A 12,104-nucleotide genomic window follows, 5' to 3' on the forward strand; every position below is an offset into this window, starting at 1 on the left:
GGGTTTTAGCCGCTGATCTTTTTTGATAAAAACAACATAAGGATTAAATAATGATCAGCAAAATTATCGATGTACATTCTCACTTCACAACCAAAGAGTATTTAAATCTGATTGCTCGCCACGGAGCATCTTTAGAAGACGGTTTTCCCTTGCCCCAATGGAATGCCCAAGACCATCTTGCACTTATGGATGAATGCAATATCGAATGGACTTTACTTTCAGTATCCTCGCCGCAGCCGTATTTTGCGGGTTTTAATGACGAATCGGTAAAAATGTGCCGTCATTTAAACGAAAGCATGGCTGAAGTTAAAGCAAAATATCCCAAACGTTTTAAATTCCAGGCATGCCTGCCGCTACCCAACATTGCAGCTGCAATTAATGAGGCAATTTACGCGCTTGATGTTTTAAAAGCCGACGGCATCAAATTTGCCAGCAACAGCAGAGGATTATATTTAGGTGCAAAAGAACTTGACCCTTTAATGGCAGAACTTAATCAAAGAACCTCCGTCTGCAATATCCACCCGCACCGTCCCGATCCGATTAAAGAAGGAATTTTCTCCTCAGGTCCAGTTCCTTTGTACGAATTTTTAGCCGATACCACTCGTGCAGTCTTAAACTTAATAAGCAACGGAGTAATTCTGCGCTATCCGAAAATTTCCTGGATTGTTCCTCACTGCGGTTCGTTTCTTCCTAATATATACGATCGCTTTACAGGACTTTCAAAAATTCTAATCCCTAAAGGGCTGATGCAGGATATCGATATCAGACAAAGCGTGGCTAAGCTGTATTTTGACTTGTCGGGAAATCCGGCTCCTCATCTTTTAGATTGGCTTTTAACCGTTACCGCACCAGACAAAATCATGTATGGCGCCGATTTCTCTTTTACCACGTCAGAACTTATAAAAAATAACTTAAATAAACTTCTTTTAATGCTTGATAGAGAAGATTTAAGTCCCTGCAAAGAGCTAATCTTGTACAAAAATGCCGAAGAATTATTTTCAATACACTAAAAATTCTTTTGCATGTAATCTTTACACAACGCTTTCTGAGAAAAAGGATAATCAACACTCTTTTTGAGTGCTACAATGGATGACACTCATTTTGAATTTAGAGCCGATTTATTATGAAACTTATTGAAAAATCTCATAAGCTTGACAATGTTTGCTATGACATCCGCGGAAAAATCCATCAAGAAGCTTGCCGCATGGAAGATGAAGGCGTCCGTATTCTGAAACTTAACATCGGCAACATGGCAGCGTTCGGCTTTGAAGCCCCTGAAGAAGTTATTCGCGACGTTATAAGAAATATTCCGGTAAGCCAAGGATATTGTGAATCAAACGGAATTTTTTCCGCCCGAAAAGCTATTGCTCAATACTATCAGCAAAAAGGTTTAAAGCACGTAGACGTTGAAGACGTTTTTATTGGTAACGGAGTTTCCGAACTCATTACCATGACCATGACCGCTTTACTTAATAACGGTGATGAAATCTTAGTTCCCGCACCTGATTACCCGCTGTGGACTGCGGCAGTTTCGTTAGCCGGAGGAAAAGCGGTACATTATATGTGTGACGAACAGGCCAACTGGTTCCCTGATTTACAAGATATTGAAAAGAAAATCACTCCGCGTACCCGCGGAATCGTGATCATCAATCCGAACAATCCGACCGGAGCGGTATACAGTACAGAGCTTTTGCAAGGACTTATTGATATTGCCCGTCGTCACGATCTAATCATCATGGCTGATGAGATTTACGATAAAATTCTTTATGACGACGTTGCTCACCGCAGTATTTGTACTTTATGCGACGATGTTACCATTATTACCTATAACGGCTTATCAAAAGTCTACCGCGCCTGCGGCTTCAGACAGGGCTGGATGATGATTACAGGACCCAAAGCCCGTGCCAAAGGATTTGTTGACGGCATCAAGATGATGATGGCAATGCGTCTTTGCGCAAATGTTCCGTTGCAGCACGCTATTCAAACTGCTTTAGGCGGCTACCAAAGCATTAATGAGCTTATTGTTCCGGGCGGTAGATTGCATCGTCAAAGAGAGGCTTTATACAATCGCTTAAATGCCATTGAAGGTATTTCTGTAGTTAAGCCTCACGGTGCTTTGTATATGTTCCCTAAAATTGATATCAAGCGTTACAACATAAAAGACGATCAAAAATTCTGTCTTGATTTGCTGCGCCAAGAAAAAATGCTTATCGTGCAGGGAACCGGCTTTAATTGGCCGGCCCCCGATCATTTCCGTATCGTTTTTCTGCCTACCGTCGAAGTCATTAACGATGCCTGCGATCGCTTAGAGCGCTTCCTTAAAAACTATCACCAATAATAAAAAACTGCGGGAAAGCAATTATTTCCCGCAATCTATTTTCACCTTGCGGATTTTTGTCGCGGCATTTTGATAAAATATCAAAATAAAAAGATATTTTGCTTGTGTTCCCCCAATAAGACTGCTAAGCTTGCCGAGCTTTAAAAACAATAACAAAAGTCATGAATAGTAAAGAAATTTATTTTTTATTTGACCGTAACGGCATAAAGACTCATGCGGTGATCCCGATTGATACGTATGAGGCTTTCGTCGGCTTAAAGAGTATGGTAAAAAATACCGCTTCTTTATCCGGTCATGAAATTTACACCATGACGGCAAAACATATAACCGCTCATGGATATCCTAGCGGTCGCCGTTTTAAACCGAGCTTCGTCATATTAAAAGGATCAAAAGCAGCGCTTATCTGCGTGAAATCTTTACCCGCTAACGTTACCGAGTTAAGAGAGCAGCTAAAAGATAGCGGCAAACTTGAGCTTGATCAAGAAAACAATTGTTTTGTGTTTACTTCAGATGTTGAGTTTTCAAGTGCCAGCAGTGCAGCTGCCGTAGTTGCGGGAAATGTCAGAAACGGTCTTGACGTATGGATAAATCGTGAAGGATTTTCATTAAAACATTCAGGATTCGGAACCGTAGCCCGTAAAAATAAAAAAGGATTAAAAAATGGAAAAGCGTGATTTTAGTAAATCAGGCCCGCGCATAAACCGCAAAGCAAATGCCGGCAAGAACACAAGTAAGCCTCGTCAGCGTTTTTTCAATAAAAATGCTGATAAAAAAACCATGCATGATCGCCCGTTTAAGGATACGACCGTAAAACGTCTCGGTTTTTCTCCTTTTCAAATTCGACTTATCCAAAGCATTTTAAGCTCCGTCTTAGTTGACGGAAAACCTCTTGATAAAGCTTATGCCTACTGGTTTGCCAAAGTTAAAATCCAAGCTCTTGAGCAAGGATTTTTAATTAAGCAGATAAACGCCATGTTCAGACGTTTATCTTTTTACGCCATCGTTTGCTGTTTAAAACGACCTTCTGATTTATCAAGGCATATAAATTGGTTAATTCTTGCATATTGTGCCGAGCAAGAATGGCCTCTTCCTGATATTGATGCCGAAGGTTTTGATAGAGCTGGACTTAAAGAGCGCATAAAAATTGCTAAAGAAGACGAGCTGTTAAACGAAGGCTGTCCGGTATGGCTAAATGAATTGTGCACAAAAGAGCTAAGCGATAAATGGCCACAAGAACGCAAGGCCTTGGCAAAAGAACCGTCCCGCTATATCCGTGCTAACGCGTTAAAAACAACTCGCGAAAATTTAGGTCATGTTTTATCAGAAGAAGGTGTAGTTACCCGTCCTGTTAAAGGCGTGTATTCTGCTTTAGAAGTTACTTCAAATGCCGCATTATTTAGAACTGCAGCATTTAAAGAAGGCCTTTTTGAACAACAAGATGCAGGATCTCAATTAATTCCGCCTTTTCTTGATGCTCAGCCGGGAATGCGCGTAATCGACGCCTGCGCCGGGTCAGGCGGTAAAACCCTGCAGCTTGCCGCAATAATGGAAAATAAAGGCGTAATTATTGCTTTAGATACTGAAGGCTGGAAACTTGACGATCTTAAAAAGCGCTCGCGTCGCGCCGGAGCCTTTAACATTGAAACCCGCGTTATTGATTCAACCAAAGTTATAAAGCGTCTATACGATCATGCCGATCGTGTACTCATTGATGCCCCATGTTCTGGTCTTGGCGTACTGCGCCGTACTCCTGACTCCAAATGGCGAGATTTACGTCCGAGGATCATCGAACTAAAAAAAATTCAACAGGATATTTTAAGCCGCTACTCACAAATGGTTAAAGTGGGAGGTATCGTAGTTTATTCTACCTGCTCAATTTTACCGTCAGAAAATGAACTGCAGGTAAAAGAGTTCATTGCAAATAGCAATGGAGCCTTCGAGCTTTTAGAAGATAAGACTTTATACCCTTCAGAGGGCTTTGACGGCTTTTATATGGCAAAAATAATAAGAAAAGCTTAATTATTGCAAAAGAGCACCTTATTTACACTTTGTTATTGAGGTAAAAGTTTAAATCTTTTCTCCGGAACCAATTAATAAAATACGGCAGGCAACCATCCTGCCGTTTTTCTTTATAAAAAATCCCGAACCTTATTTACAAGATTCGGGATCATTTCAACAAATTTTACTTACTTTAATCAATTCAATTTTAAAATCCGTCGCGACGGAAACCGCTGCGGCGCATACCGCCGTTGCGGCGCGGACGATTAAAGTCAAGATTGAATGAAGAGCGGCGATCATAGTCATTGCGACGCGGACGGAAATCACGGCGGGAACGGCGCGGATCATAATCAATGCTATTACCGTTAATATCACCGGGCTCATGACGATATTCGCCTTCATCTGCAAAATCTTCGCGGCGCGGAGCATCAAAGTGACGCGGCGGACGACGACGCGGCGGCTCGGCGGTATACTCCCTTAAATCAAGTGCGCGGCCGCAGACTCTTGCAGCAGCCAATACGCGCTTAGTCTCTTCAGGCATACCCTCAGGCAAATCAACGGTTGAGAATGAATCAAAAATTGAAATCTCGCCGATATATTTGCTGTCCATATCCGCTTCGTTAGCAATAGCTCCGACAATCTGACCTGGTTTAACACCGTCGCGATGACCGACTGCCAAACGATAACGCACCATTTTCATATCCGGGAAATCACGCAAAGGTACAGGCTCTGCTGAAGGTAAACGACGTTCTCTTCTGTCATGACGATCATCAAAAGTACGCATTTCAGGCTCAGGACCGTTTTCATCAAGCAACAGAGCATTACCGCGCTGTGCCATCTTGGCAAGAGCTGCAGCCAGCATTTCAGGCTCAATGGAGTCATCAGAAAGAATATCAGAAACAACTTCAAGATACATACCGAGCTCACCGGCCTCAATCGTCTCGAGGATCTGATTACGGAAATTCTCCAGACGACGCTTATTGACATCTGCAACGGTAGGCATACGCATAGGTTCAATGCGCTGACGGGTTACGCGCTCAATCTGACGTAAAGCACGGCGTTCACGCGGAGAAACAAACAAAATTGCCTCACCCTGGCGGCCGGCGCGACCGGTACGACCGATACGATGAACATAGGACTCGGCATCATAAGGAATATCGTAGTTGAAAACATGGGTAATGCGATCAACATCCAAACCGCGGGCTGCAACATCAGTTGCAATAATGATATCAAGAGAGCCGTTCTTTAAGCGCTCAATGATCTTCTCGCGCTGACGCTGCGGAATGTCTCCGTGCAAAGCGGCACAAGCCATACCGCGGGCCATCAATTTATTTGCAACGTCTTCAGCATCGGTCTTAGTTCTTACGAAAACCAAAACAGCGTCATAAGGCTCTACTTCAAGAATACGGGTCATAGCGTCAATCTTATGAACACCGGAAACGACCCAATAGCGCTGATGAACGGTAGTTGCGGTAGTAGTCTTTGATTCAATGCGAACCTCAACCGGAGCATTTAAATGATCGCGGGCAATACGACGAATAGCTTCAGGCATGGTTGCAGAGAACAGTGCGGTATGACGCTCGGACGGAGTATGATTTAAAATCCAATCGACATCATCGATAAATCCCATACGCAGCATTTCGTCCGCTTCATCGATGACCATATAAGAAACGCTTGATAAATCGATTTTACCGCGCTCAATTAAATCGATAAGGCGTCCCGGTGTTGCAACGACTACCTGTGCTCCGTGACGGATTGATCTTATTTGATTATCATACGATGCTCCGCCGTAGATAGGAACGACGTGGAAATCTTCAATATGACGAGCAAAGGCCTGGAAAGATTCAGCCACCTGCAAGGCAAGCTCGCGAGTAGGTTCCAATACCAACGCAAAAATATTCTTGTTTTCCGGCTCAAGTTTTGAAAGGATCGGCAGAGCGAAAGCTGCAGTCTTACCGGTACCGGTTTGTGCCTGACCTATCATGTCATCACCTGACATCATTACCGGAATGGCACGTTCCTGAATGGGGGTCGGACTTTCAAAGCCTAAATCTTTAATTGCCTGCAAAACCAAAGGGCTTAACTGTAAAGAATCAAAAGAGATTAACTCCGGCTCTTTTTCCTCTTCCACATCGACTTGTTCATTATTTTGTTCTTCATTTTCTTTCAGCAGCAAGCTTTCATCAGCTCCTACGGAAACAGCAACGCTGTCACTGCTTTCAACTTCTTTTATTTCATCATTATTGACAATTTCAGTCATTAAATTCTCCTAGAAAGTATAAAGCGGCATCCCCACACCTAACTTTCCTACGCCCTATCTGTCTACTTATCCGTTTATACAGATTAAATTCGCGCAAAAAACTCTTACCAAAAGATACTCTCGGAACGGCCCGCAACCCCTGCGCACCCGGATACCGCATAAAAACGCACATATTATACATGTAAAACTTGATTCTTCTCACACTTTTTACACGCTTTACTCAAAAGAGCAAAACATTTTTTATAAAGCGCTTATAAGGCTTTTACAAAATCTAATGTTTTTACAAAAACTATTTTTTACAAAAATATATTGTTTTGCAAAAATAAACTTGCACTAAAATTATTCAAAAATATTTTATTTTGAAAAAATAAAATTAATAAATTCAATAAATTATTAATTTAATATATTGATTTTTGTAAAAAGCGATTGACAACATTTTCTTGCAGTTTTACGATTAACGACAATTTCAAAAAGGCTGATTTTTGCAAAGTCGACAACTCTAAAAATCAGCTTAAAAAAACCAACACAAACGCCTCTGGGCATTTGCATTTATAAAGGAAAATAAAATGGCTATTAACGATGATAAGCGCGTAATAATTTTCGATACCACATTGCGTGACGGCGAACAGGCCTTGCAGTCATCTCTTTCCCCTAAACAGAAACTGCAAATTGCCATGATCCTTGATCAATTAGGCGTAGACGTAATTGAAGCCGGTTTCCCTATTTCATCACCCGGCGATATGGAAGCGGTCAGACTTATCGGACAAAATCTGAAAAATGCTACCGTGTGCGGTTTGTCCCGTGCAGTTGATAAAGATATTGATGCCTGCTATGAAGCAATGAAAGGACTTGATCACTATCGTATTCATACCTTTATCGCCACTTCAGATATTCACGTTCAGGATAAGCTCAAAAAGAGCTTTGATGACGTAGTTGAAATGGCAGTACGTGCCGTTACCCGCGCCCGCAAATATACCGACGACGTTGAGTTTTCATGCGAAGATGCCGGACGTACCCCAATTGATCATTTGTGCCGTACCGTTGAAGCTGCGATTAAAGCCGGTGCAACTACCGTAAATATTCCCGACACCGTCGGCTATACCTTGCCTTATGAATTCGGCAATATCATCAAGAGTTTGTTTGATAGAGTGCCGAACATTGATAAAGCAGTAATTTCCGTTCACTGCCACAACGATCTGGGCATGGCTACCGCCAACAGCTTAACCGCTCTGCAAAACGGAGCAAGGCAGATCGAAGTTGCCGTTAACGGCTTGGGTGAACGTGCCGGCAACTGCTCACTTGAAGAAGTGGCAATGACTATTAAAACCCGTTCCGAGTATATGGGCGGACTTTATACCGGCATTGTCAGCACCAATATCGCAAGAGCATCTCAGGTTGTCGCTGGCGTCTGCAATGAACCGGTTCCGCCGCATAAGGCAATTGTCGGATCAAATGCGTTTGCCCACAGCTCTGGCATTCATCAGGACGGAGTGTTAAAGAACCGCTCTACCTATGAAATCATTACTCCTGAAAGCGTCGGCTTTAAAGAGAACAACCTGCATATGACTGCCCGCTCCGGCCGCCACATGATTAAATCATGTCTTGCAAGCTTGGGTTATGATGAAAGCACTTACGATTTGGATGACGTATATGCCCGCTTCTTAAAACTTGCCGATCGCAAAGGACAAGTCTTTGATTATGACTTGGAAGCTCTTTTGTTCTTCTCTCCTGATAAAGAGGAAGAAACACAATTCGAGCTTGAATCATTAAATGTAATTTCAGGCGGAAAAAATGTTATTCCTACCGCCTCAGTAAGGCTTAAAATCGGTAAGCGTACTCGTACCGAATCCGGTACCGGCAACGGTCCTGTCGACGCAGTATTCAACTGCATTACAAGACTTACCGGAATTCGCTGCGAACTGACCAACTACGTAATTGCCGCCAAAGGATCTGGTATGAACGCACAAGGTCAGGTTGACGTTGATGTAATGTACCAAGGACGTCAGTATCACGGTAAAGGCTTATCCACCGACGTTATCGAATCATCCGCTTTAGCTTTGATTCACGCCTGCAACAGTATTTACCGCGCTCGCATCATTGCCGATGAAAAACTTGAAAACAAGGAGAAATAATTAAAAATGGCAAAAACTTACAAAATCGCAGTATTGGCAGGCGACGGCATCGGACCTGAAATAATGAATGAAGCCGTCAAAGTTTTAAATGCCGTTGCACCGCGTTTTGACATTAACTTTGAATTCAATCACAAGCTTGCAGGCGGCTGTGCCATTGACGCCTGCGGCACTCCGCTGCCGGATGACACTTTAAAGGCCTGTGAAGAATCAGACGCTATATTATTCGGCTCCGTAGGCGGTCCGAAATGGGATAAACTCCCGCCCCAGCAGCGCCCCGAACGCGGTGCTTTGCTGCCTTTGCGCAAGCATTTTAAACTCTTCTGCAATTTCCGCCCGGCCTGCATATATCCGGGACTTGGTGCTCTGTCACCGCTGCGTGCCGACATTTCCATGCGCGGTTTTGACATGCTGTGCGTAAGAGAATTGACGGGCGGTATTTACTTCGGACAGCCTAAAGGACGCGAAGGTTCCGGACCTGAAGAGAAAGCATTTGATACTGAAATTTATCATCGCTATGAAATCGAACGTATTGCTAAAGTTGCTTTTGAAGCTGCAAGACTGCGCCGCAAAAAAGTAACTTCTGTCGATAAATCAAACGTTCTGCAAAGCTCTATCTTATGGCGCGAAGTAGTTACCGAAGTAGCTAAAGATTATCCTGATGTTGAGTTAAATCACATCTATATTGACAACGCCACCATGCAGCTCGTTAAAAATCCGGCTCAATTTGACGTTCTCCTATGTTCCAATATGTTCGGCGACATTCTCTCAGATGAGTGCGCAATGATCACCGGATCTATGGGAATGCTACCTTCGGCAAGTCTCGGCGAAGGCGGTTTCGGTCTGTATGAGCCGGCAGGCGGCAGTGCTCCGGATATTGCAGGAAAAGGAATTGCCAACCCGATTGCTCAGATCCTGTCCGCAGCCTTAATGCTGCGCTACAGCTTAAAAGAAAATGATGCCGCAACAGCAATTGAAGATGCGGTAAAAGCTGCGCTTGCAAACGGCAGCCTGACATCCGATTTGATGGAGAGCGGAGCAAGCTCCAAACCTGCCTGCTCGACCTCACAAATGGGTGATGCCATAGTTGCACAACTTACTAAATAACAATAAGGTACATGCAAAATGGGTAAGACTTTATACCAAAAAGTTTACGACAGCCACATTGTCTTTCAAAAGGAAGGCGAACTGCCCACTATTTATATTGACCGTCACCTCGTTCATGAAGTAACCAGTCCGCAGGCTTTCTCAGGTCTTGAGGTTGCAGGCCGTAAATTAAGACGTCCTGATCTTACATTGGCTACTATGGACCATGATATTTCCACTAAAGAAGCCTCAATTGAGGCCTGCAGTCCGATGGCCAAAGAGCAGGTCACTACTCTTATGGCAAACGCAGATAAATTCGGCGTTACTCTGTTCGGACTCGGACATCCCAACCAAGGTATTGTCCATATTGTAGGTCCGCAGGTAGGCTTCACACTTCCGGGAACCACTTTAGTATGCGGTGATTCCCATACCGCGACACACGGTGCTTTCGGCGCTTTAGCTTTCGGTATCGGAACTTCAGAAGTAGAACATGTAATGGCCACTCAGACCTTAAAGCAAGGCCGGCTTAAAACAATGAAGATAGAGTGTACCGGCAAATTGCAGAAAGGCGTTTATGCTAAAGATTTAATTCTTGCCATCATCGGCAAACTGACTACTGCAGGCGGTACCGGATACTGCGTTGAATTTTGCGGCGAAGCCGTTCGCAGTCTCTCTATGGAAGGACGTATGACCTTGTCCAACATGGCAATTGAATTCGGCGCCACCGCAGGCATGATCGCCCCTGATGAAACCACCTTTGAATACATCAGAGGCCGTCTCTATGCACCAAAAGGTGAGGACTTTGATAAAGCGGTAGAATACTGGAAAACCTTAAAATCAGACGACGATGCAGTATTTGACAAAGTTGTTACTATTGACGCCGCATCTTTAGAGCCGCAAGTGACCTGGGGTACCAATCCGGGGCAGGAATGCGCTGTAACCGGTACTGTTCCGTCACCTGATGATTTTGCCGATCCTGTAGTTAAAAAATCATGCGCCGATGCTCTTGCCTATATCGACTTAAAGCCCGGTCAGAAACTTACCGATGCTAAAGTTGACTACGTATTTATCGGCTCCTGCACCAACGGTCGTATTGAAGATTTCCGCGCAGCTGCCGAAGTTATCAAAGGACGCAAAGTCGCTCCCGGAGTTACAGCTTTGGCCGTTCCCGGTTCAATGTGGGTTAAGGCACAGGCCGAAAAAGAAGGTCTGGATAAGATTTTCAAAGAAGCAGGTTTTGAATGGCGTCTTCCGGGATGCTCCATGTGCCTTGCTATGAATGATGACAGAGCTCCTGCCGGCAAACGCGTAGCTTCCACCTCAAACCGCAACTTTGTCGGTCGCCAGGGTAAAGGCTCACGCACACATTTAATGAGCCCGGCTACCGCTGCTGCTTGTGCACTTACCGGACATATCACAGATGTTCGTGAGTTTTTAAAATAAGAGGAGGCATACTATGGAAAAATTTACAATTCATGAAGGTGTTGCCGTACCTCTTGATTCGGCAAATATTGATACCGATCAGATTATCCCTAAGCAGTTCCTTTTGGCAGTAAGCCGTAAAGGTTTCGGCGTACATCTGTTCCATGACTGGCGCTATCTTGACGATGCCGAGACACAGCCCAATCCTGAATTCAATCTCAATAAGCCCGAATTTAAAGGAGCTTCTATCTTGGTAGCCCGCGATAATTTCGGCAACGGATCTTCCCGCGAACATGCTCCGTGGGCTTTAATGGACTACGGTATTAAAGCCGTTATTGCTCCAAGCTTTGCCGTGATTTTCAACAATAATGCTTTAGGCAACGGCTTATTGACCGTTAAGCTTACTGTTGAAGAAGTTGACGAGATCTTCAAAGAGCTTGCTAAAAATCCAGGCAGCAAAATCAAAATCTCTTTAGTTGACATGACCGTTGATTGCGGCCCTCTGCACTTTAAATTTGATTTAGACCCATTCCGCAGACACTGTCTGCTTGAAGGATTAGACAGCATTTCATTAACCTTACAAAATGAAAATGACATCAAATCCTTTGAGGAAAAAATGCCTGCATGGGAACAAGTTAAAGAGTAAATCTTGCGTTTAATTCTTTCAGCCGGACATTGATCCGGCTTTTTTATCTTTAAAAAACAATTAGTTTTTAAGCTTAAATCCACGTTTTATCCATTATATGCTTAACAGCATGTCTTAATCTTAATAACAAAAGCATTTCATATACAAAAAATATTTTTAGACCTTAATTTAAGCTTTTCAGTCTATTAATATAACTATTTATTATTTAAGGAATTTATTGTAAAG

At 43.4% G+C, this 12,104-nt stretch carries 9 protein-coding genes; 8 read left to right on the forward strand and 1 reads right to left on the reverse strand.

The window, feature by feature from the left end; all coding sequences use genetic code 11:
- Nucleotides 1-50: 50 nt before the first annotated feature.
- The 4 genes from HMPREF9444_RS03130 (at nt 51) to HMPREF9444_RS03145 (ending at nt 4,357) form a co-directional block, all read left to right on the forward strand.
- Nucleotides 51-1,010, forward strand: a complete 960-nt coding sequence (locus HMPREF9444_RS03130; RefSeq protein WP_009142894.1) for an amidohydrolase family protein — start codon at nt 51-53, stop codon at nt 1,008-1,010.
- A 113-nt stretch (nt 1,011-1,123) separates the two neighbouring features.
- Entirely contained in the window at nt 1,124-2,338 is a 1,215-nt protein-coding gene (locus HMPREF9444_RS03135; RefSeq protein ID WP_009142895.1) for a pyridoxal phosphate-dependent aminotransferase, read from the forward strand.
- Between the two features lie 161 nt (nt 2,339-2,499).
- Entirely contained in the window at nt 2,500-3,012 is a 513-nt protein-coding gene (locus HMPREF9444_RS03140) for a DUF4357 domain-containing protein (RefSeq protein ID WP_009142897.1), read from the forward strand.
- On the forward strand, nt 2,999-4,357 hold the full coding sequence (locus tag HMPREF9444_RS03145; RefSeq protein ID WP_009142898.1) for an RsmB/NOP family class I SAM-dependent RNA methyltransferase: 1,359 nt from the start codon (nt 2,999-3,001) through the stop codon (nt 4,355-4,357). Before HMPREF9444_RS03140 ends, HMPREF9444_RS03145 begins: the two co-directional genes overlap by 14 nt.
- A gap of 187 nt (nt 4,358-4,544) precedes the next feature.
- Here the strand turns inward: HMPREF9444_RS03145 and HMPREF9444_RS03150 are convergent, their stop codons facing one another.
- Complete coding sequence (locus tag HMPREF9444_RS03150) at nt 4,545-6,596, reverse strand: DEAD/DEAH box helicase (protein ID WP_009142899.1); 2,052 nt, start codon at nt 6,594-6,596, stop codon at nt 4,545-4,547.
- Between the two features lie 566 nt (nt 6,597-7,162).
- Here HMPREF9444_RS03150 and leuA point away from each other — a divergent pair.
- The 4 genes from leuA to leuD are packed head-to-tail and all read left to right on the forward strand — an operon-like array spanning nt 7,163 to nt 11,879.
- Nucleotides 7,163-8,728, forward strand: coding sequence for a 2-isopropylmalate synthase (leuA, locus tag HMPREF9444_RS03155; RefSeq protein ID WP_009142902.1), 1,566 nt, complete (start codon nt 7,163-7,165; stop codon nt 8,726-8,728).
- Between the two features lie 6 nt (nt 8,729-8,734).
- The gene (leuB, locus tag HMPREF9444_RS03160) at nt 8,735-9,832 is read left to right on the forward strand and encodes a 3-isopropylmalate dehydrogenase (protein ID WP_009142903.1); all 1,098 of its coding nucleotides are present in this window, start codon (nt 8,735-8,737) and stop codon (nt 9,830-9,832) included.
- Between the two features lie 18 nt (nt 9,833-9,850).
- The gene (gene leuC / locus HMPREF9444_RS03165) at nt 9,851-11,254 is read left to right on the forward strand and encodes a 3-isopropylmalate dehydratase large subunit (protein ID WP_009142904.1); all 1,404 of its coding nucleotides are present in this window, start codon (nt 9,851-9,853) and stop codon (nt 11,252-11,254) included.
- A gap of 13 nt (nt 11,255-11,267) precedes the next feature.
- A complete protein-coding gene (gene leuD / locus HMPREF9444_RS03170; protein WP_009142905.1) occupies nt 11,268-11,879 on the forward strand; it encodes a 3-isopropylmalate dehydratase small subunit in 612 nt (203 codons plus the stop codon).
- Nucleotides 11,880-12,104 lie beyond the last annotated feature (225 nt).

The sequence above is a fragment of the Succinatimonas hippei YIT 12066 genome, assembly GCF_000188195.1.
Taxonomy (GTDB): Bacteria; Pseudomonadota; Gammaproteobacteria; order Enterobacterales; family Succinivibrionaceae; genus Succinatimonas; species Succinatimonas hippei.